Consider the following 21,354-nt stretch of genomic DNA (forward strand, 5'->3'; position numbering starts at 1 on the left):
TATCTCTTTGAGTTTGAATACAACTATTTACTTGCGGATAGAAGCTGCCTCAATCGCTTCATAAGCCCAATGTGTGGCAGGTACATCCGACCAATGTCCTGACGCATTCGTTTCAGCTTGAAGACCGATCAGCTTATTCAGCATTGTAACAGCTTCAGCGCGGGTTATCGGCTGACTTGGACGGAACATTCCATCCTTGTATCCGGTAACTACTCCCGCCGAACTTAATTGTTCTACTGCTTGTTGCGCCCAATGCTCGTTCATATCGGTAAATGCTGTCGGCGCAGTAGTCATCTGAGCAGATGTTAATAACGGCTGTAACACGACAGCCATTTCTGCGCGGGTAATCGCTTGATCCGGCTTAAAGCTGCCATCTGTATAGCCTTGAACAGAACCGGATTGGGCTGCTGCTGATATAGATGCCTGTGCCCAGTGGCTGGATGTAACATCTGTAAATTCATGACTTCCCTCAAGAGTAGATGTTCCCAGAATACGCGTGATTAATGTTGCCATTTCCGCACGAGTTACATTACGCTCTGGTCGGAAACTTCCATCCGTGTACCCCTGAATATAAGGTTGTGCTTTCAGTGTGTTGTCTGTCCAGTCTTTGACCCTAACAATGGAGAATGTACTGAATTTGTTTACTTCAATCTCGACGCCTTGCTGATTATCACCGTTTAGGGTAACCCGTTTGCCGTGTACAAGCTCCTTCGTTCCATCACTATGCTCAATATATACACCTAGCTCCTCAGACTTCACACCTGCAACCTGATTAGCATCTAAAGGCAATATGAGCGTAACAGGTCTGCTCTGAAGATTCGTTTCGATCATCATTGGACGTCCAATGATCTGGATATCCGTTGTACCTACAGATTGGATGATCGACTCATTCGCCTGTGCTCTCGTTTGGATCTCTAAACGTTGGGATTCCTTCTTCACCGGTACAAGACGGAAATAAATATCATCTGTGCGTCCGTTCAAGGAACTCGCCGGAATGATAATCTTTACATTAGGATTGGAAATAACCAGATTCACTCCTTGCTCAGCCAGCATTACTGACGATTGTGGAGAGAGCTTCAGATCCCACTGTGATACTTCATCTTTTGCGTCTGGAATCAAGACAACCGCTGTATGGGAGCCTGTCTGTTTCAACTGGTCGATAATGGTTTGCGTTTTGCTCTGATCAAGAAGAAGTTCATCCTTAACCGTACCATCTGTTCCTCGAGTACGATTAATCTTCAAGGAAGCGATCGTTGAAGCTTGATCCCCATTCGCCACATCCACTTTGATTACTTCTTTCTGTGGAGCTTGTGGAGTTGTTGGCGTTACAGGAGTTGGAGTAATAACTCCCCCACCTCCCCCATTACCTGGCGTTTCTGGATTGGATGGAGTTATGTTAATCTTCACTGAATTAGAAATTCCATATTCGGATACGCCATCTTCATATACAGCTCTAACAGCGAAAATATATTTTTCGCCTTCTCTAAGATCATTAATTTCCCAACTGCTATTCAAAATATTAGAAGTAACAAGTACCCATTGTGAAGGGTCTACTGGTGCTGATGAACCTTCGTACATATAGACCGAAGCTAATCCGTTCAAGATTGGATCCCAAGTTAACACAACCTTTTTCTCACCTTTTGTTGCCACTACATGCTGTGGTACAGGAAAGTTCGGGTCTGGGTCTGGATTTGGATTAGATCCACCACCATTATTATTCTCCTCTTGCGGGATCACCACGTTAGATGCAACATAATCTGAATTTTCTTCATCGGAAGCATATGATCTAACTGCAAACACATAAGATTCACCATTCGTCAGCCCACCGATATGTCCATCGATGTAACTGTCCGTCACATTTGTCCACAGATCCGGATCCTTTGGTGCCTCCGTACCTTGGTACATATACACGCGATATTCTAATTCTGGCTCTGTAGTCCATTCAATGGCAGCCTGACCATCACCAGGTGTAGCCACTACGTTTTGTGGAAGAGGCGTTGAGTTTGCAAGTGTTTCATATCCCCGACCTCCCATGTCCCAGAGCTGACCATTCGTATCTTCTACCGCCAGGAACATTCGGTACAAAGTGTTCTCTTCCAGTCCTGTAAACAAGAACGATCTTACTTCATTAGCTTCTAGATCAACATAAGATAGATTAGCTAGGGCATGTAATTTAGTATCTTCATTCGACTGCCCCTCAATTTCTTCATCAAACACTTGATTGTCAAAATAAAATCTACCAGCTTCATTAAGCTTCACTATAACTTTAGATGTGGACTGAGTAATTGTTCCGCTTGTAGGATATGGATACAAATAATCTATTGTCCGATCAGGCAGTGGTGGAGTCGGCGCAGTCATAAGCTTGGATGAACGCAAGATCGGGTACCCATCATTGATCCTGTTACGAGTTGTCCAAACTCCATCGAAATCCCATCCATTGAAATTAGATTGTTGTTTCATCTGCTCAGTAGTAAGACCCATTGCATAATTAGAACCATTCTGCTGGTTCGTACTACTCTTGGCTAAATCATAGTAGTTATTAGTAAAGATAACTTGATTCTCTGGATCATTCAGATTACCAATGACTGACCCTATGGTCTGATTATCAATGGGTGATGATGAATTATCAGGAACAGTGATATCCATAGACGCAGCTACATAATTATTTTGAATATCTATTTTTGCGGAGGCTGATTCATCATATTTTTTCACTTCACCAATCAGTCCGCCAATGGCTTCAGCAGAAAAATCATTATTCCCTGTAGCATGTGAACTCACTGAACCAACCACATAGTTATCCGCAATAGTGTGGCTAAGTTCATAATTAAGTTGGCCAATCAAACCGCCTACCTGGTAGTTACCCGTCACCTGTCCTGAAGCGTAGCTCTGACGAATGAAATTATCATTCGACTCTCCGATCAGTCCACCTACAGCCTCATAACCACTCACTATACCCTCAGCAGCATTTGCAATGATTGTGCTCTTATTACTTTCTCCAACAAGTCCCCCGAGTGAGTCGCCATCCTCACCTAATGCAATCACCTCGACATTAGTGCTGTTATTTATATACTCACTTTCGTCCGATAAACCTGAAATACCGCCTACTCTCATATTCCCTTGTATATTTCCACTGATTTGGATGCCTTCAATACGCGACTCTATGCTCCGTCCGGCAAGTCCGCCTACGATCACATTTCCTTTTATAGAAACATCGTTTAATATAAGATTTTTAACCTCAGCACCTTGTAATACAGAGAACAGACCCACATCGTTCTGATTCTCATCCGTCGTTTTCAAACCGGATATTGAATAACCATTCCCATCGAACCTGCCTGTAAAAGGCATAAGCTCATCTTCTATTATGTCAGCAATTGGAGTCCAAGATCCTCCATTCAAAAACGTGCTCATGGCTGCTTCAGAAATATCATTCTTCAGCTTGTAATTACCGTTTAAGTCTTCTCTTACACAATAGAGCTCTTCAGGCGTACTAATGAGCTTCCATTCAACATCATCAGAATCTTTTTCCGTCAGATCATAGCAACTCTTGGCCTGTACGACACCTTGTTGAAATACAACTGGCAGCATTCCGAAGACCATAAAGAATGTTAATATCACAATCCCTATTCGTCTCAGGAGCCTGGAGCGCTTCTGGTGATCCTTTTTTCGCATGTTCGAATCTTCCCTTCTCTTTCCGTTGTTGTAGGAAGATTATACCTATAAGCTCTGAACCGATTCTGAACATTTATCGGCATTTTTCGTGAAAATATGCCTTTTCTCGCATTTTCGCAAAACCACTTTCAAATGAACATATTTCTTCCCGTGCAATTATTGTTCAGCGAGGCACGCCTGAATCGAATAAATCAAATACAGATACAAAAAAGCAAGTCTCTATACTAGAGACTTGCTTATCATTTGAGGCCCACTATGCAGAGCGTTTACCTTAGGAAGCGCAACCCTCACAGGCAACATAGTTGTCGCCAACCTGTTTGCTAATGGCGATCAGATCGCCCAGCTTGATATCTTCTTCACCTGTAAATTCAAGATCAGCGATACGCGCAACGATTAGGGCAGCTGCTTCTTCCTTGCTTGTAGCCATTTGGCTGAATTCAGACTTTTCGCCTGTTGAAATGACCTCATATAAGTACGTATATCTTAAAGTTTCCATGTAGACACTCTCCTTCCGAAATCACATCATATCATCTCTATTAACCAATTCCAAGTCCAAGCTTGTGAACCTAATCGTAACGCAGTTTCATCTGCTCAGCCGTCCGTATGACGGTTTCCCGTTCCACAGTCAACACACGGCTCGTCTCCGCTTGGGGAAAGCGCTGACGCAGTGTACGTACCAGCGAGGCTGTATACGCCGCGGCAGAAGGGACACCTGCCAGTTCCTGCAAACTCGCCATCGTTCCGGGCCGAACATCCGGGTACCCTTCGCTGGCTCCATCTGCTGCATCCTGATAAAACTTACGCACGTCGGCTGCCAATTGGTCCCCTTGTCCTTCCACGATGATAAAGGCCGTAATGATATAAGCCTTGGCCTGTCTGCGCTGGGCGATCCCACAAAATTTCAGTCCACCCACACTGACATCATAATCGCCAGGACAGAAGGCGCCTTCGATCTCCCCCGTGCGTGCCTGATTCGACCATGGTGTTAGCGACTCAGCGATCAGTGAGGCCATCTCCCTGAAATCATCATGAATATTGATGGCACGTCCCGGGTTCGGCAAAATTAAAGACACGTTAACCACCCCTGGATTCAGGGGAACTGCTGCACCACCCGATGGACGAACGCAGACCGCCGTTCCCTGGCTTCTAATGCGTTCCATCGCTTCAACTGCCTGAGGCAGCCTCCGATCCCGCAGCCCCGCTACAAAGGCATCTGGATGCCGCCAAATATGAGCAACGGGCAGCTGACCTTCTCCCACCCGGCGGCACATGACTTCTTCCCAAGCAAATGCTTCAAGCACACTGCTCCCGCGCCGCAGCAGCGGTGTCTCCCAAATCTGTAGCCGCAAGGAATGATCCGGCTGCATCTGCTGCTTTGCTCCCGGCGATCCGGGTTGATCTGAATTGGACGGTACATTCATATAAGATAGCCTCCGAATAAACTAATCTGGATGAATTTTAATTGAGTAATTGCGTGATCCTTATGTATCCCCTTGTGTGAATGCAAAAGTAATATATAAATAAGCCGGTTCCCCAAGGAACACGGCTTATTTATGAATGCTTCCATTGGCACAAGCATCTATTCTGCCATTTCAGATCCGGCAATTTGCCGAATTTAATGGAAATAACCATAATTGTACGAAAGATTGAATGCTTCTGGCTTGTCCAACGAATGGAATGAGCCCGAACTTAATCTTTTACCAGCGACAGGAACTCGGCACGTTGTGCCGGATTGTCACGGAAGGAACCACGCACAGCAGACGTTACCGTCTTGCTGCCCGGCTTCTTCACGCCGCGGGAACACATGCACAAGTGCTCGCCTTCCACGACGACCATGACACCGTTCGGCTCTACTGCCTCAGTCAGAATATCGGCAATCTGTGAGGTAATTCGCTCTTGAACCTGCAGGCGGCGGGTAACTGCCTCCACCAGACGGGCCATTTTGCTCAATCCCACAATCTTGCCACTCGGTACATATCCAATGTGCACCTTACCGAAGAAAGGCGCCATATGGTGTTCACATTGGCTGTAATAGACAATGTCCTTCACAATGACCAGTTCTTCATGATTCTCGTCAAACGTCACACCAAGCACATCGCGCGGGTCCACTTCATACCCGCCAAAAATCTCTTCATACATCCGGGTTACGCGTGCAGGCGTTTCTAACAGCCCTTCCCGCGTACTATCCTCACCAATCAATTGCAAGATCTGCTCAATGTGATACTCGATCTTCTCCCGATTGTCGGATACTTTTGAATTCAAATAATCTTTAACGCCAGCCACTGCCGAACGCCTCCTTTCGAACCACATGCTGTAAGCAGCTATTCACTTCAGCAACTTCAGCATTAAGCAAAATGCTCGCTCACAGCTATTATTTTCGGCGGCCCGAGTTTTTACGCGCAGGATGTTGTTGCGGCTGAGGCATCTTCGCGCCAGGCTGCTGGTTCTTCATCATCTGCTGGGCGCGCTGCATTTGCTTGCCGTTCAGGTTATAACCCATTTGCTTCGCCATCTTCTGGAGCATGTCGGGATCGCTTTGCATTTTCTCAAGCTGTTTCCGCAAGTAGTATACCCCAATGAAAAATCCTCCGACCAGACCAACAATCAATGTAATAATCGGTATTGCTATTTCCATCTCTTAGACACCTCTGTATACAATCTAAAAAGCCTGATGATCCGTGTCAGCACATGATGTTATACGTTCACGATGCAAACATGACACGCACCGGATTTCCTGAAAGCTATCATAGCATTTCCGCACGCCTTGAGCAAACGGATTTTCCAGCTATACGCTGAATTTAACATCCAGAAAACAGATCGAAAACATTCAGTAAATCTCCCAGGAGCATCCGTATAAGTTACATCAGTACCGCCTCTATGAAAACGGTTGTATGCTGAGCCAGATCCACTTCAATCACATCCAGATCATAACGTGTACTGCCCCGCGCCACCCGAATGACTGGCCTGCCGGGCAAACCCCGGTGCTGACGTACAATGACTCCGGTCTCTTTGGTAGACAACCGAACTGCTGTTCCGTTCGGATACACGGACACACTCCGGTTGAATTCGATAAGAATGTCACGATCCAGCTTCGTGCCAGACATCGCCATCATCTCTTCACAGGCTTCATGTGGCAGCAACCTTCTACCCGAAAGGCCGTTGATCAGATTATCATACGTGTTAGCTGCACTAACGATTTTAGCGAAAAGATGAATGTCTTTTCCCTGGATACCCCTCGGCAGTCCCGTACCATCCACATGCTCATGATGCTGCAGAGCCGTATGTGCCACAAGCAGATTAAACTCCCGTTTGGACTTGATCAACTCGAACCCTTTCCACGTGTGATGCAGGGAAGAGTTTGCTGCTGAACCACTGCCAGGTGGCTCCCCAACCTTTCCGATGTCATGCAATAGTGCTCCGACGGCCAGATCCTTGAGCTGAACATAGTTAAGCCCCAGATTCAGACCAATGACAGAAGACAGCAAACATACATTCATGGCGTGAACATACTGTGCATTATCTTTGGTCCGAATATCTGTGAGCTGAACAAGTAGTTCTCGCCCGTTCAGAACATCGTTCAACAATTTATCGATGCTGATGGCGACCTTCTTCGGGCTCCAGTCTTTCCCGGAACGGATAGAATCGAGTGTAACACTCATTTCATTAATTACTGCCTTTTTCGTGGCTTCATCCAGAATGTCTTCTGTATCCACATCTTTATACGCTTCATCCTGGATGTACAGCATGGTCACGCCAATACGCTTCAGCGTATTGACCATAAATACGGTGAGCTGAACTCCGGCAGACAGCAATACCGTGCCGTTGCCGGAATATATGGTTTTGCCCAGAAGCTCCCCCGCCTCCACGCTCTCCACGTTAACATACTTCATGAACGTCCCCCGCTCTTACGATTGCTGCTCCAATGTGAGCAATTGCTCTTTGGTTTGCAGCCCGCCTACATAACCCACCAGGGTTCCGTCTTTACCGCTGATGCGGTGACAGGGAATAATAATCGGAAGCGGATTTTTACTAATCGCATCCAGAACTGCTCGAACAGCTTTGGGCCTGCCGATAATTTCCGCAACCTGTTGGTGTGTTGAGGCCTCTCCATAAGATATATCGGACAGGACTTGCCATACTTGTAGCTGGAATGGTGTTCCAAACAAATCAAGCTTCAGTTCAAACGCTTTTCTTTCTCCTGCAAAATACTGCTTCAACTGTTGTGCAGCTTCACTCAGCTTCTCTTCATTTTTCTCATATCGATATTCGCCAATCCATGTACGGGCCCATTGTTGCAGATGCGCCTCGCGCACATGGAATGCACCAAAATCAATGTGACAAAGGCCCTTATCCGTGGCACAGAGCGTTAGTGTACCGATCGGTGTCAGTACCTCATCGTAATATACCGGCGTTCCATGCAGGCCTGTTACGGCTGATGGTTTCCATGCTGCTGCTTCCGGTTTGACAGGCTCTGTCGTCTGCCCGTTTTCCTGTTCGGGTGTCTTATTCTGTTCCTTCTGATCCTCAGGCTTATTGTTGCTCTTTAGCTCTGCCTGAGGCTTATCGGGTAAGGTCGCGGACGAACTCAGTCGTTCCTTGGCCTTCTGCAGCATGCTTAGCACGTTCCCATCTTGTTCGTTAGCGGCAGCTTCCCCAATGGCTCTCATTGCGTCTTCTCCTCCAATTCTGCTCAGCGCCCAAGCTGCAGTTCCCCGCAGCTCGGGACGCGGATCACGCTTCAGTACCTCCGTTAGTTTCGGTACAGCGGTTTTGTCTTTGAAATTGCCGAGGGCAATCACGGCGTTGCGCTGGATTGGCTTCTTGCCCCGCCAAGCGGCGGAACTTTGGCCGAAGCGCTCTTTGAATTCACGGTTACCGATGTCAAGCAGCGGTATCAGCAAAGGTTTTACAATCTCCGGATCGGGATGAAACTCGGGATGGTGATCCCAGTTTTTACCCCGATTCTTCGGACAGACAATCTGACAGGTATCACAACCGTACAGACGGTTGCCAATTTTCAGCATAAACTCTTCATCCACGAAGCCTTTTGTCTGGGTCACAAACGAAATGCAGCGCTGTGCATTCAGTTGTCCCGGCCCGACCAGTGCTCCAGTTGGACAGGCATCAATACACTTCGTACATTCACCACAATCCTCGGTCACCGGGTTATCTGGCTGAAATGGAATATTCGTGACCAGTTCGCCGAGAAAGATCCATGAACCGAATTTGGGCGATATAATGGCACAGTTCTTAGCACTGAATCCAATCCCCGCACGCTGGGAAACAGCACGGTCCACCAACGCCCCCGTGTCTACCATACTTTCGATCATGGCCTCAGGTACGCGCTCACGTATAAAATGAACCAGCTTGTCCATCGCTGCACGCAGGACTTGGTGATAATCCTGCCCCCAGGCTGAACGAGCCAGAATACCACGGTATGCACCAGGCTCCGACTTCGGCGGATTGACCATCTTCGAGGGATAGGCCACGGCAATCGCAATGAGCGAAGCAGGCTCGCCATCTTTCAATGCAGGACGCACCCTTTTCTCAATATCAGGCTCCTCAAATCCGGACTCGAATCCTTTCGCCCGATGTTGCTCCAGAATGGATTTCAAGGTCACGAATGGCTCTGCTGAAGCAAATCCTATATCATCAATACCCATCTCGGGAGCAGCTGCCTTAATCTCTTGTTTTAACTTCTCCCATACAGCTGCTGCCTTTGCTGCTCCGGTCTGTACACTCGTCATATCTATTCCCTCTCTTCTTCCACGCTAATTCCGTAAATAGTGAACGCCCGCCTCAGGTGGGAGGACAGGCGCTGATTTCGATATACAAGTCGGACATACCGGAGCTACAAAGAAACCGAGTCTATATCGTTTAACGCAAAATGCAGCGTGAAGTTGTTGTCCTTGTCCTGCTAACATTTTACAATTTTTTAATTTCCGAGAACGGCCAAAAAATAAACTCCGCCCTGCCTACAATTTCACTGGATGTAATGCTGCCAAACACACGGCTGTCCTTGCTCTTGCCTTCATGACGGTTATCTCCCATCACAAAGTAATGATCCGCTTCCAGCGTAATCGGTCCAAAATCAGGGTCCTGAACCTCCGTATCCGTGTACGTTTCCGCTTGCTGCTCCCCATTCACGAATAAATGATGGTCCCGTACTTCAACTGTGTCTCCTGGAAGTCCGACAATCCGTTTGACCAGAAAATCTTTTTTCTCCACACCTTCGCTTGGATCACGAAGCACAATAACATCTGATCGGGACGGTGTCCCAAAATCATATACAATTTTATTCACGAACAAACGGTCCTTCTCAACCAGCGTGGGCTGCATCGATTGACCTTTGACCATCGAAAGATTGAATACAAACAGGTTCAACAGCATCATGATTACAAAAGCAATCACTATCGTTTTCACCCAGTCCCAAAGCTCTGCACCCCAGGATTTCCCCGGTTGATCAGGCACTCCCGGACTGTTTCGTTCCTTGGAGGCTACATGCTCCGTTGAAAGATTGTTGGAGTTCAAAGAGACACCTCGTTTATCCATTTTGTAATAAAAAACGTCGATCGGCATACTTTCAAGGAACACAGATCGCATATAGTGAACGTTTTTCTTAAAAATATCAGGAAGCTGACGCTTCGTGTCTATCCGTGTTTATATGTTCTGATATTACCAAAATCGAGTGATCATAATCCTTTTAATTCTACTTCATTTGCAAGGGTGAAACAATTGGTTATGAGCACCAACACTCCTTGAAGGGTGAATAACAACGAGATTAAAACAGTTAAACCAGGGATTAATTTAAATGAAATGGCGTTCAGAAGTGGCGAAAAAAGGGGAATAATCGGTGAATAGCACTCATATAAATAGAAAGGCATATCCCTCACGTTGTTACACGCTGAAAGATACGCCTAATATGAAATGAAAATCTGTTATATTTCTTTTTTAACCATGCAAACTAAGCTTTGGACAAGATACTGAGTTTCTGGAAAGCGCTCATAATCTGATTGGCACCGTAACCCATTGCTTCATAAAGAGGCATGGCTACTTTGTTGTGCTCATCACCCGCCACCCATATTTGACTGACTTTACGCTGCTGGAACCTTTGTTCCATGGCCTCGACAAGTTTTTTGCCGACTCCGCGGCGACGATAGTCTGGATGGACCGCAATACGATAGATGCATCCCTGGTTGTGGTCAATCGTACCGATCAAAGCGCCGACGAGGTCTCCCTCTTCTTCCGCAACCATGATCAGGTCAGAATCCCATGACAATTGACGGGCAAACGGGCCCATCGTGTTCTCATAACACTCTTCCGATAGTGCAACCTGGAGAAGCTCTGTCATCTGGCTTGCATCACTCAACTGAAAGGAACGAACGTGCATGTCTTAAATCTCCCTTTTCGTTAGCTTAGATGAGGTTTTACAAAAAGGGGCTCCCCTTTTTACCAAAAACCCAATGTTCATATAATGACAAAAAACGAGAAAATACCGCTTCTTCGTCAATTAAACCATACTTTACGCCATAAAACACGCATTTTCTTTTGAAAGCGCTTAATTGTAACCGTTTACATAAGAATATTAAACTTTTCCTCTCTTTAAACGCCTGAAATCACATAAATAGTTTCATAATGGGTAAAATATGTTTGTTATCTCTGACCCATGAATGGATTAACGTCTGGGGGACTTAATAAACAAAAATGTTGCTTAATTAGCCCGAATGCGGTTTAATATTAGTGACAAGGGTATTATTACATAGGTACCTGGGCAATTTGCATAAATCCTGTGAGCGACTTTCACTCAGCAAGATATAGATCGAAGTGATCCTATTCGTCTAGAACTTGTCCCGGAAGCGATTCGAATTGAATTATGCAAAATGCTGACCTTAACAAAAATTCAAAAATCTCAGGAGGTATTTCACTATGACTTTTCAATTACCAGCACTTCCTTACGCTAACGACGCACTGGAACCACATATTGATGCGCAAACGATGGAAATCCACCACGATCGCCATCACAATACTTACGTAACGAACCTGAACGCAGCTCTGGAAAGCGCTCCTGAACTGCAAGGTAAAAGCTTGGAAGATCTGATTGCTAACCTCGACAGCGTACCTGAAGGTATCCGCACAGCGGTTCGCAACAATGGTGGCGGACATGCTAACCACAGCCTGTTCTGGGAAATCATCGGACCTAACGGCGGCGGCGCTCCTACTGGCGACATCGCAGCAGCAATCGATAGTGAACTGGGTGGCTTTGACAAATTCAAAGAAGATTTTGCAAAAGCAGCTACAACTCGTTTCGGTTCCGGTTGGGCTTGGCTCGTAGTTGGTAAAGATGGCAAATTGTCCATCACTAGCACTCCTAACCAAGACAGCCCTCTCTTCGAAGGTCTGACTCCGGTTCTGGGTCTGGATGTATGGGAGCACGCTTACTACCTGAAATATCAAAACAAACGCCCTGACTACATCGGTGCTTTCTGGAATGTAATCAACTGGGATGAAGTAAACAAACGTTACGCTGCAGCGAAATAAGACTGCCAGCATAATAGAAGAGCCTGATTCGGTCAAACGACCGGATCAGGCTCTTTTTTTTGTATACTTATGCTTGCTGCACGTTGGTTGATTTAATATTTGTATGGCAAGCGCCCCTTACTCACTAACATCGTCATATGCCCCTGCAAAATAACTGCTGATAAGCTTCAGGAAAATGTTAGGGAACGCCATTTTGTCCATATCTTCCGGACCAATCCAGCGATAAGTCAGCCCATCGCCTTTTCCACTCATTACATCATGCGCCTGTTTACTTGCAGCAAATGCTGACAACGGCTCGCCTTGTTCATCAAGCGAGCCTGAGATGTTGGCTGCATCGATGATGCCTAGCTCCGATACTTGGGCTGGAGCAGTAGTTTCCTTGGCAGCCGCCTGTGCATCGTAGGCGGCTCTGGCTTCCGCGGCGATCAGCGGAAGCTCGTTACTCTGGTCCTGCTCGGTGCACTTGTACACCTGCAGGCTCCAGACAATGTGGCTGAACACATGCTCCGCATGGGTAGCCAGCCCTTCCGGGCGGGCAGCGAAGCCTTCCGCCCACAGACTGCCGGCCAGCAAAGCCATGGCCGGCTCATCTGCCAGCGGCCCCGCCGCCTTGCCGGCTGCGGCGGGCGCCGCCAGCACATGCGGCAGCTCCCACATGCGGGCCAATAGGCCCGTCGCTGGGCGCTGGCGCACAAGCACACGGCCGCGATGAGCACCGTGGCCCTCCACAATGGCGACCAGCCGCTGCTCAGGGCGCGGCGGCTTCGCCTTGGTCTTGACCGGCAGGGTGAGCTCCCGTCCGGCGATGCGGCCGGAACATTGCTCCATGACCGGGCAAGTCAGGCAGTGCGGCGCTTTGGGCGTGCACACCAGCGCGCCAAGTTCCATCAGCGCCTGATTGAAATCACGCGCACGCCCTTCCGGAATGAGCTCTCCTGCGAGCTCTTCCATCAACACCCGGGTGCTGCCCTTCATAATGTCCTCATCAATGAGGAAGTATCGGGACAGAACCCGCATCACATTGCCATCCACCGCTGGCTGCGGCTGGTTGAAGGCAATGCTGAGAATGGCCCCGGCTGTATACGGGCCCACCCCTTTTAACGCAAAGACCGCTTGCTTGTCCTGCGGCATCTCCCCACCGTGCAGCTCCATGACTTGTCTGGCAGCTGCCTGAAGATTGCGGGCACGCGAATAATATCCGAGTCCCTCCCAATTTTTCAAAACCTCTTCTTCCGGTGCTTCAGCCAGAGCCTGTACAGTCGGAAAATTCCCGATAAAACGGTTAAAATACGGAATCACCGTATCCACCCGAGTCTGCTGCAGCATAATTTCCGATACCCACGTGAAATAAGGATTGTTATGGCGACGCCACGGCAAATCTCGTCTGTTGACCATATACCAATCCAGCAAATTCACGCTGAAATGTCGTTTCTGTTCCAATAAACCCATATTCCCGTCCTCTCCTGTTACCATGCTTACGTTCTTCACACGTTCTCCCACAGTACTATTAATCAGATCCAGTCAACGTCTTCCCCATCTGCTCTACAATAGCAAAGGCCGCAGCCAACTCCGTCTGGTGCGTAATACTCAAATGAATATCATACTGTTTACCGTATGGCAGCTGCAGTCGTTCCCATGCTTCATCAGAAAGTGTGGCAACGGGACGCCCTTTCGCATCAGGTAGCACTTCAATGTCGGTAAAACTCATCATGCTTCCAATGCCACAGCCAAACGCCTTGGACACCGCTTCCTTCGCTGCGAATCGCCCGGATACAAACTCTACCATGCGTTTTCCCCGTTGATTCGCAATCTCCCGCTCTGCATGCGTTAAAATCCGCTTCATAAACGCTTCGGCGTGGCGACCAGACAACAGCTTGCGCATGCGACCAATCTCCAGTACATCGTTTCCAATGCCATATATCATCAACGCTTCACCCGCTTAACCTTTTATGCTGTAAACGATCTCCATTCGGTCATCTGATCGGTACCTTATCCGAACACGTATTCTATTGTAGCAGGAGGCGCGCATGGATGCGAGTACCTTCGTCCACATTACCATTTATGTTAAAATATGAATCAGGAATAGATGAAACTTTAGGAGGAATAAGATATGTCCACAGCATTTGAACTGCCTGTTGACGGAAATGCCGTCATTCGCGGAAATATATTCACTGCACGGCAATCCGCTCAAGGAATCATTATCCTGGCTCACGGTTACAAAGGCTTCAAAGACTGGGGCATGTTCCCCTATGCTGCATCGAAGCTGAGCGAGAACTATCACGTCCTGACCTTCAATTTCTCTCACAACGGTGTTGGAGAAGATCTGGAGCAATTTTCTGAACTTGAAAAGTTTGCAGTCAATACGTACAGCCGGGAGCTTGCCGACTTGGCAACACTGCTTGATTATGTGTCCACACAGCCAGAACTTCACGGACTGCCAGTAGTTCTAATTGGACATAGCCGCGGTGCAGGCGTAAGCCTCGTGTACGCACTGGATCATCCCGAACAGATTGCAGCCGTACTCTCCTGGAACGGGGTAACCAATCTGGATCTCTTTACCCCTGAGCAAAAGCAAGAAATGCGTACACATGGCCGCAGCCATGTCACGAACGGGCGAACCGGCCAGCAGATGCCTCTGGACGTATCTATTCTGGAAGACCTGGACGCGCATAAGGAGCGTTACGCCATTATTGATCGCTTGGCTTCTTCCCCTTTGCGTGTGGCACTTATTCAGGGAACAGAAGACGGCAAACGGCTGCGTGACGGCTCGGCAGCACTGGTTCAGGTTCGCCCGGACATCCCGTGGCATCAGATTCCCGGCGGAAATCATACCTTTAATACTGTGCATCCATTCAAGGAATCAACACCGCAGCTTGAGCAGGCGATATACGAAACACTTCGCCAGATCGCAACTTGGATGAACTAATCTTGCATAACAAAAAGAGTCGCTGCCATATGCAGTGACTCTTTGCCGTTCAGATGCTTGCATTGTCCATATCTAATCATGGCATGCTTGCAATCCATATTAGATGCCAGGAATGGCATTGCGTTTGTGATGGGTACGCTTGTAAAATGCTTCAAGACGCTCTTGCACAGCCGGATCAATCTGTTTGCCTTCCAGATAGTCACTGTTCGCTTCATACGAAATGCCCAGCTCATCTTCATCGGTCTGGCCTTCCCAGAGTCCTGCTGATGGAGCCTTGTCCAAAATGGCCTGTGGCACGTTCAAATACGCAGCCAGCTGACGCACTTGACGTTTGTTCAGGCTGCTCAGTGGTGTAATATCCACGGCGCCGTCACCCCATTTGGTGTAAAAGCCTGTGATGGCTTCAGAGGCATGGTCAGTTCCGACAACCAGCAGGTTTTCCTCAAAGGACAGAGCATATTGCATCACCATACGGGTTCTCGCTTTCACGTTCCCTTTGCCTTGATGAGTCATATGACGCGGGCTGCCCATGGATTTGAAACCTTGCTCCACTTCCAGTGCGATCTCGTTAACTGCATCTTCGATGTTGGTTTCCACGACATGCTTCAGGTCATAAGCTTTTGCCACAGCATAGCTGTGGTCAATGTCCGATTGCTCACCGTAAGGCTGGAATACACCCAGCGTTTTGTATTCCTTATTCTCTTCTGCTGTAAGCTCATCCGTTGCTTTTTTGCAAAGCGCCGTAGCTACAGCACTGTCAATCCCGCCACTGATTGCGATTAGCAATCCTTTGGAATTGGCATTCTTCACATAGGTTTTTAGAAAGTCAACGCGCTTGCGCACTTCCTCATCTTCATTAATACTTGGTTTAACCTTCAATTCAGCGATGATCTGTTGTTGCAAACTCATCGTACACACACCCCGTTTCTAAATTAATGAAATTTGATGTCCATTTTGAAAGGTCCGAATGGTTCAATAACCCTATTCGCTCAAAATGAAACGCCCCGGCATCGGTCATCCGAAAGACGGGGCGCTCTTTGAGCTAATTAACGGCAGTAACGGTCAAACACACTTGTGAGCTCAGCCGCAATTTCCTCCGCAGAACGGTCTTCCACTTGATGACGCTCAATAAAGTGAACGAGTTCTCCGTCTTTCATCAGAGCGATGGAAGGTGAAGATGGAGGATACGGTGCAAAGTATTCACGAGCTTTCGCTGTAGCTTCCTTATCCTGACCGGCAAATACCGTGTACAGGTGGTCTGGTGTGATATCATGCTGTAACGCTTCGGCTACACCTGGGCGGCATTGACCTGCCGCACATCCGCAGACGGAGTTAATGACAACCAGAGCGGTACCTTTGGCATCCGGCAAACTTGCTTCAACTTCTTCTGGAGTACGCAACTCCTGAATTCCCAAACGAGTCAGATCATCCCGCATCGGTTGAACCATATCTTTCATGTATTGATCAAATGACATAGACATTCGGTTTCACTCCTTAAACATGTAAGTTCTATTATTTAAAAAATTAAATGCTTTTGTGCTATTCCTATTATACATCCCTAATCAATGAAAGCAAGGTTCAAACACCGCCTGCGGAAAGGCTTCTCCATTAATATTATGTCTCATTCCTTGGCAAAACATGCTTAAAGTTCAGCGTTGAAATGCAACCTTGAACGTTGTACCCTGGCCTTCCTCCGATTCGATGGTAATGGTTCCGTTATGTCGTTCGACGATACTCAGACACATGGATAATCCCAATCCGGTTCCTTTGGCCTTAGTCGTAAAAAAAGGTTCGAACAACTTCTCCTGCTTCACTCTAGGAATGCCTGGGCCTGTATCTCGCACACACAGCTCTACGGTGTCATCCACCAACCGGGTCTCAAGTGTGAGTACCCCTTTTTCACTCATGGCTTCCATGCCGTTACGAGCCAGATTAAGTACCACTTGTTTGATTTCCTTTGAATTCAGATGCAGCTTCGGCACATTGTGATCCAGCATAAATTCAATACTCTGACCTCGCAAATTCGCATCCGCCCATAACAAAGGACTTAGTTCATGGATGATATCATGCAGCTGGGATTCTTCTTTCTCCGCAATTCGATTCTGAGCCAATGACAGAAAATCATTAATAATGCTGTTTGCCCGGTCAAGCTCCTCCAGAACGATCCGATAATAGTGATCCAGGGATTCCGGACTCTTTTCCTGCATTAATTGAAGAAACCCACGTACAACCGCCATCGGATTCCGTACTTCATGGGTAATACTTGCGGCCATTTGGCCGACCAGACTGAGACGATCCACATTATCGAGCTCGCTTCGCAGCATTTCAAGCTCAGTAATATCCTGAATGATTAACATGGCCCCGATAGCCTCTCTTGGCAGTTCTGCTGAATACGCGTAGATTGGAACGGTCCGGGATTGGAACACGTTTGAACCGTAACGCACCGTCAGCCCACTCACTTCTCCATGAACAATGGCTTTACGAATACTGCTCTCCATCTTGTCTGCCTGAGCTTGTTCGACAAACTGACTCGCAGGTTGCCCAATCAAATCCGGTGTGGTTGTGCAAGGCAGTTGATCCCGCGCCGTTTGCTCCATCGTATCGTTGACGAACTGCACGGTCCCTTCCTTATCTACGGTTGCTATGGATAAAGGAACGGCATTCAGAATTTGGTTAAGCTTTTCCGTTTCGGCTATGTATCTATGATGAACTTCGGACAAATGTTGCTCAAGCCCCCGGTGATGCTGCATCTGTTCAATCCAGAGCATACTAAGACTTCCAGCAATAATTGCACCGATCGTATATCCCAGAGCTGACAATACCCACAGTACTATGGAGAATGTTGTTTGGCTTTCCATGGATGCGATATACAGTACACTGGCCACAACCATCTCTGCCGTTATCAGAGAGATAACAGTTCCCATTTTGCGTGAACGTGTATAATGCTTGAATCGTTTGGCTGACAACCATACAATAGGATAGAGAAGAATGCCCGTTTGAAGTAGAAATCCGTACAGATTATAGGGATGCGCAAAGAGAAAATAGAAGAATATCTGGAGAAGAGACAGCATTAGGCCTAAGCGAGGCCTGCAATACAATATGACGAGCGTCAGAGGCACAATGCCCAAGGAGATGGAGACTGACACCGGGCTCCCATAGTGGGCAAAAAGCAGACACAGTAACATGCTCACCACACTGGTTGCGGCAAAACTGGTCTGTACCATCCTATGATATCCTGCCTTGACGACCGCTTGCCTGGAGAGCCCCAAGTGCAATAATGGAATCAGGAATACCGCAGCTCCTGCAAGCAGTATTTGTAAAAGAATGTCCTTCAACGCAACCACAATGCCATCTCCTTCCTCTGCCTGCACATTCCCTCATGTATTTCTGATTAAAACATAGGCGACAGTATATTACAATATATCCCTTAAGACAGCATAATAGAACTGCTAATACATTTGTATTGTTTCATATTCAGGCAGGAGTAGACAGCTTTTTCGGAAAACAGACAAAATCAATGAAAAAAGAGGGTAATAACGCATGTATGATGTCATTGTAATTGGTGGTGGATCTGCAGGCCTCATGGCCTGTGTTGCTGCTGCCGAGCATGGAGCCTCCGTGCTTCTGCTGGATAAAGGAGATCAACTCGGCCGCAAACTCGGGATCTCTGGCGGCGGTCGCTGCAATGTGACCAATGCCAAGGAGACGGATGAACTGATCCGGCATATTCCGGGCAATGGACGCTTTTTATATAGTTCGTTTCAGAATCTGGACAATCAGGGAATTATGCGTTTTTTTGAAAATCTCGGTATTGCCCTGAAAGAGGAGGATAACGGGAGAATGTTCCCGGTAACCGATAAAGCCAAAACAGTCGTTGATGCGTTGGTAGGCAAAATTGTTTCCCTTGGGGTAGAGATTCGCACCAAACAGCCGGTTAAGGAATTAATTCAGAATGGTCAACACGTGCAGGGCGTGAAGCTGGCTTCCGGCACAACGATACTTGCACGCTCTGTTATTATCGCTACCGGGGGCAAATCAGTCCCACAAACCGGATCAACCGGGGATGGATATCCTTGGGCTGAAGCGGCTGGACATACGATTACAGAGCTGTATCCGACGGAAGTGCCGATTGTGTCTGGTGAGAGCTGGATTCAATCCAAAGAACTGCAAGGCTTGTCCCTGCGCGATGTTGGGTTATCTGTTCTAGATGCCAAAGGCAAATCAGTCATCTCTCATCGTGGAGATATGATTTTCACCCATTTCGGCGTATCTGGACCGATCGCGCTTCGTTGCAGCCAGTTCATTCGTAAGGTGCAAATGAAATCCGGGAACCCCCAGGTCACGATGAGTATTGATCTTTTCCCGGATCTGTCCGCCGGTGCGCTGGAATCCCAAGTTCAGCAGGTGCTGGAGCAAGAATCCCGAAAGGCCGTCAAAAACATACTCAAAACGTGGGTTCCTGAGCGTATGATTCCATTGATGATGAAGCGTGCAGAGATCAGCGAAGACCTCACATTCCACCATTTCCCCAAAGGTATGTTAAATACATTAGTGGGGTTAATGAAAGATTTTACTTTCCGCGTGGACGGAACTCGTTCTCTCAAAGAAGCCTTTGTTACTGGCGGGGGAATCCACTTAAAGGAAATATACCCCAAAACAATGGAATCCAAGCTGCTACCGGGACTATTCTTTTGCGGAGAAGTGTTGGATATTCATGGCTACACGGGAGGCTATAATATTACCGCTGCCTTCTCTACGGGGTACACGGCTGGCATGCATGCTGCAGAGTATAAAAACGCTCGCTCATAACTTGAACATAAGATGTTCATGGACCGATTCCGGTTCCACATCATATAAGGTTACTAAGTGCACGAAAAAACCTCGACATCCCGCTATCGGTGGGGTATCGAGGTTTTTTTGAAATGTATGCCAATTCAAAATCACTGTAATCAACAAGGCAAGCAGCATCGTTGCCCATGTTATATTTACGCCTTCACACTGCCCGAGAAACCATCGACTGAGTCATCGAATGTCGGATCTTCATCCCGGTTATGCATTCCCTGTTCGGGATTGCTCCCTTGTCCACCGCTCGCATAACCTTCATTCCAATCTTCATTCACAAGATGAGCCGGAATGGATATATTCTGAAACTGATCCAATCCATCTGTTTCGGAGAGAAACACCGCACTACCCCCGTGTGACTGCACGATCTCCACAGCAGATTGCGTATCCTGGCGATCTGTAGGAATGTACAATTCAAGCGGGCCTGACTGGTATGGCTTATACCCCAGTTCCTCCAGTGTGGCCTGCGCCGCCAGCAGCGCTGCATTGTCTGCGAAATGCACTTGAAGTTCACTATCATCCATCATATTCTCATCCTCCTTAACCTCGTAGCTATCACTGAACATCAACTTCCAAGAAAATTCATCACGACTCCATTAAATGTATCTGCTTCCTCCACAAAAGGAAGATGCCCGCATCCCCCCATGACTACTTTGGAGGAGTTGCACAACGTAGTATGTAACAAATCAGTAGATTTTATATTATAAGGATGATCTTGATCTCCAATAATCATACAAGTTGGCAGCATAATTTTATGAAGTCTTGTAACAGCGGAAGGTTTAAGAGGTAATGATAATCTGGGCTCAAAGCGACAAAATACATCCGCATTCCTTAGTTGATTTAGAATCTGATCTCTTGCCATTTTTTTTGAGATGGGGGGAATGAAGTATTGCCAGAAATCACTCTTTATAAATGACTCGATAGCAGTCTCTCTGCCCTTGAAACGTACTGAAAGGTAATTTTTCAGACCATTCCAGATCATTTGGATAGGCATTGAATTACCGCTAATGAAAGGAGCTGAAAGTATAAGGCCACATACACGTTCAGGATATTCCAATGCAAAATCCAAAGCGACTCCGCCTCCATATGAAGAACCCAGAAGGATCGCCTTAGGAACGTGTAAAGCATCCATAACTGCTTTTAAATCAGCCACATTGGAAAACTTAGTTCGGGGAGTACTTGAACGTCCATAACCCCTAAGGTCATAACGTATTACTCGATACATTCGTGAGAAAAACATAGCCTGCTTGTCCCATACTTCATGAGTGTTAAAATTTCCATGTATGCATATAAAAGGTTCACCCTCACCAGAGACCTTACAGTATAAGGACGAATCATCCGCTCTTAAGATATACTCGTTATCCATAATCCTCCTCCTA

The 21,354-nt window shown here is 47.2% G+C and carries 19 protein-coding genes; 3 read left to right on the forward strand and 16 right to left on the reverse strand.

The window, feature by feature from the left end; all coding sequences use genetic code 11:
• Window positions 1–27: 27 nt before the first annotated feature.
• From HW560_RS02005 to HW560_RS02045, 9 genes are all read right to left on the reverse strand, one after another.
• Window positions 28–3,669: an S-layer homology domain-containing protein gene (locus HW560_RS02005; protein WP_179261789.1), complete on the reverse strand. Its 3,642-nt coding sequence runs from the start codon at window positions 3,667–3,669 to the stop codon at window positions 28–30.
• A gap of 271 nt (window positions 3,670–3,940) precedes the next feature.
• Entirely contained in the window at window positions 3,941–4,165 is a 225-nt protein-coding gene (locus tag HW560_RS02010) for a hypothetical protein (protein ID WP_053779639.1), read from the reverse strand.
• A gap of 70 nt (window positions 4,166–4,235) precedes the next feature.
• Window positions 4,236–5,090, reverse strand: coding sequence for a lipoate--protein ligase family protein (locus tag HW560_RS02015; protein WP_090904287.1), 855 nt, complete (start codon window positions 5,088–5,090; stop codon window positions 4,236–4,238).
• 268 nt (window positions 5,091–5,358) lie between these two features.
• A complete protein-coding gene (folE, locus tag HW560_RS02020; RefSeq protein WP_076290489.1) occupies window positions 5,359–5,952 on the reverse strand; it encodes a GTP cyclohydrolase I FolE in 594 nt (197 codons plus the stop codon).
• 88 nt (window positions 5,953–6,040) lie between these two features.
• Window positions 6,041–6,304 (reverse strand): YneF family protein, encoded by a 264-nt coding sequence (locus HW560_RS02025; RefSeq protein ID WP_076290490.1) that lies wholly within the window; start codon window positions 6,302–6,304, stop codon window positions 6,041–6,043.
• A 223-nt stretch (window positions 6,305–6,527) separates the two neighbouring features.
• Entirely contained in the window at window positions 6,528–7,559 is a 1,032-nt protein-coding gene (locus HW560_RS02030; protein ID WP_090904286.1) for an HD-GYP domain-containing protein, read from the reverse strand.
• Window positions 7,560–7,574: 15 nt separating this feature from the next.
• Window positions 7,575–9,416: a tRNA epoxyqueuosine(34) reductase QueG gene (queG, locus tag HW560_RS02035; protein WP_090904285.1), complete on the reverse strand. Its 1,842-nt coding sequence runs from the start codon at window positions 9,414–9,416 to the stop codon at window positions 7,575–7,577.
• 178 nt (window positions 9,417–9,594) lie between these two features.
• Entirely contained in the window at window positions 9,595–10,200 is a 606-nt protein-coding gene (gene lepB, locus HW560_RS02040; RefSeq protein ID WP_256222425.1) for a signal peptidase I, read from the reverse strand.
• Between the two features lie 433 nt (window positions 10,201–10,633).
• Window positions 10,634–11,059 carry a GNAT family N-acetyltransferase gene (locus tag HW560_RS02045; protein WP_024632996.1) on the reverse strand — a complete coding sequence of 142 codons (426 nt, stop codon included), beginning with the start codon at window positions 11,057–11,059 and terminating at the stop codon, window positions 10,634–10,636.
• Between the two features lie 536 nt (window positions 11,060–11,595).
• Between HW560_RS02045 and HW560_RS02050 the strand changes: the two genes are divergently transcribed.
• Window positions 11,596–12,207, forward strand: a complete 612-nt coding sequence (locus HW560_RS02050; RefSeq protein ID WP_024632995.1) for a superoxide dismutase — start codon at window positions 11,596–11,598, stop codon at window positions 12,205–12,207.
• A gap of 117 nt (window positions 12,208–12,324) precedes the next feature.
• On the opposite strand, the gene mutY is transcribed toward HW560_RS02050, so the two are convergent.
• Together mutY and acpS are read right to left on the reverse strand one after the other, a co-directional pair.
• Window positions 12,325–13,656 (reverse strand): A/G-specific adenine glycosylase, encoded by a 1,332-nt coding sequence (gene mutY / locus HW560_RS02055; RefSeq protein ID WP_090904284.1) that lies wholly within the window; start codon window positions 13,654–13,656, stop codon window positions 12,325–12,327.
• 58 nt (window positions 13,657–13,714) lie between these two features.
• Window positions 13,715–14,131: a holo-ACP synthase gene (gene acpS, locus HW560_RS02060; RefSeq protein ID WP_179261792.1), complete on the reverse strand. Its 417-nt coding sequence runs from the start codon at window positions 14,129–14,131 to the stop codon at window positions 13,715–13,717.
• 186 nt (window positions 14,132–14,317) lie between these two features.
• Between acpS and HW560_RS02065 the strand changes: the two genes are divergently transcribed.
• Complete coding sequence (locus tag HW560_RS02065; RefSeq protein ID WP_179261794.1) at window positions 14,318–15,133, forward strand: alpha/beta hydrolase family protein; 816 nt, start codon at window positions 14,318–14,320, stop codon at window positions 15,131–15,133.
• Between the two features lie 99 nt (window positions 15,134–15,232).
• Here the strand turns inward: HW560_RS02065 and nadE are convergent, their stop codons facing one another.
• From nadE to HW560_RS02080, 3 genes are all read right to left on the reverse strand, one after another.
• Window positions 15,233–16,042 (reverse strand): ammonia-dependent NAD(+) synthetase, encoded by an 810-nt coding sequence (gene nadE, locus HW560_RS02070; protein WP_179261796.1) that lies wholly within the window; start codon window positions 16,040–16,042, stop codon window positions 15,233–15,235.
• Window positions 16,043–16,179: 137 nt separating this feature from the next.
• Window positions 16,180–16,614: a BrxA/BrxB family bacilliredoxin gene (locus tag HW560_RS02075; RefSeq protein WP_179261798.1), complete on the reverse strand. Its 435-nt coding sequence runs from the start codon at window positions 16,612–16,614 to the stop codon at window positions 16,180–16,182.
• A gap of 168 nt (window positions 16,615–16,782) precedes the next feature.
• The gene (locus HW560_RS02080; RefSeq protein ID WP_179261800.1) at window positions 16,783–18,504 is read right to left on the reverse strand and encodes a two-component system sensor histidine kinase NtrB; all 1,722 of its coding nucleotides are present in this window, start codon (window positions 18,502–18,504) and stop codon (window positions 16,783–16,785) included.
• Between the two features lie 169 nt (window positions 18,505–18,673).
• On the opposite strand from HW560_RS02080, the gene HW560_RS02085 reads away from it, so the two are divergent.
• Window positions 18,674–19,942: a BaiN/RdsA family NAD(P)/FAD-dependent oxidoreductase gene (locus HW560_RS02085; RefSeq protein WP_179261802.1), complete on the forward strand. Its 1,269-nt coding sequence runs from the start codon at window positions 18,674–18,676 to the stop codon at window positions 19,940–19,942.
• Between the two features lie 176 nt (window positions 19,943–20,118).
• On the opposite strand, the gene HW560_RS02090 is transcribed toward HW560_RS02085, so the two are convergent.
• Window positions 20,119–20,502 carry a hypothetical protein gene (locus HW560_RS02090; protein ID WP_179261805.1) on the reverse strand — a complete coding sequence of 128 codons (384 nt, stop codon included), beginning with the start codon at window positions 20,500–20,502 and terminating at the stop codon, window positions 20,119–20,121.
• Window positions 20,503–20,540: 38 nt separating this feature from the next.
• Window positions 20,541–21,341, reverse strand: a complete 801-nt coding sequence (locus tag HW560_RS02095; RefSeq protein ID WP_179261807.1) for an alpha/beta fold hydrolase — start codon at window positions 21,339–21,341, stop codon at window positions 20,541–20,543.
• Window positions 21,342–21,354 lie beyond the last annotated feature (13 nt).

Source organism: Paenibacillus sp. E222 (assembly GCF_013401555.1).
GTDB lineage: Bacteria > Bacillota > Bacilli > Paenibacillales > Paenibacillaceae > Paenibacillus.

What these genes read in the sequence shown, in the direction of transcription:
- HW560_RS02065 (WP_179261794.1), top strand. Translation starts at nt 14,318, where the DNA reads ATGTCCACAGCATTTGAACTGCCTGTTGACGGAAATGCCGTCATTCGC.
- HW560_RS02030 (WP_090904286.1), bottom strand. Translation starts at nt 7,559, where the DNA reads ATGAAGTATGTTAACGTGGAGAGCGTGGAGGCGGGGGAGCTTCTGGGC.
- HW560_RS02005 (WP_179261789.1), bottom strand. Translation starts at nt 3,669, where the DNA reads ATGCGAAAAAAGGATCACCAGAAGCGCTCCAGGCTCCTGAGACGAATA.
- HW560_RS02075 (WP_179261798.1), bottom strand. Translation starts at nt 16,614, where the DNA reads ATGTCTATGTCATTTGATCAATACATGAAAGATATGGTTCAACCGATG.
- HW560_RS02085 (WP_179261802.1), top strand. Translation starts at nt 18,674, where the DNA reads ATGTATGATGTCATTGTAATTGGTGGTGGATCTGCAGGCCTCATGGCC.
- HW560_RS02010 (WP_053779639.1), bottom strand. Translation starts at nt 4,165, where the DNA reads ATGGAAACTTTAAGATATACGTACTTATATGAGGTCATTTCAACAGGC.
- nadE (WP_179261796.1), bottom strand. Translation starts at nt 16,042, where the DNA reads ATGAGTTTGCAACAACAGATCATCGCTGAATTGAAGGTTAAACCAAGT.
- HW560_RS02015 (WP_090904287.1), bottom strand. Translation starts at nt 5,090, where the DNA reads ATGAATGTACCGTCCAATTCAGATCAACCCGGATCGCCGGGAGCAAAG.
- HW560_RS02095 (WP_179261807.1), bottom strand. Translation starts at nt 21,341, where the DNA reads ATGGATAACGAGTATATCTTAAGAGCGGATGATTCGTCCTTATACTGT.
- acpS (WP_179261792.1), bottom strand. Translation starts at nt 14,131, where the DNA reads ATGATATATGGCATTGGAAACGATGTACTGGAGATTGGTCGCATGCGC.
- HW560_RS02045 (WP_024632996.1), bottom strand. Translation starts at nt 11,059, where the DNA reads ATGCACGTTCGTTCCTTTCAGTTGAGTGATGCAAGCCAGATGACAGAG.
- mutY (WP_090904284.1), bottom strand. Translation starts at nt 13,656, where the DNA reads ATGGGTTTATTGGAACAGAAACGACATTTCAGCGTGAATTTGCTGGAT.
- HW560_RS02090 (WP_179261805.1), bottom strand. Translation starts at nt 20,502, where the DNA reads ATGATGGATGATAGTGAACTTCAAGTGCATTTCGCAGACAATGCAGCG.
- queG (WP_090904285.1), bottom strand. Translation starts at nt 9,416, where the DNA reads ATGACGAGTGTACAGACCGGAGCAGCAAAGGCAGCAGCTGTATGGGAG.
- HW560_RS02050 (WP_024632995.1), top strand. Translation starts at nt 11,596, where the DNA reads ATGACTTTTCAATTACCAGCACTTCCTTACGCTAACGACGCACTGGAA.
- HW560_RS02025 (WP_076290490.1), bottom strand. Translation starts at nt 6,304, where the DNA reads ATGGAAATAGCAATACCGATTATTACATTGATTGTTGGTCTGGTCGGA.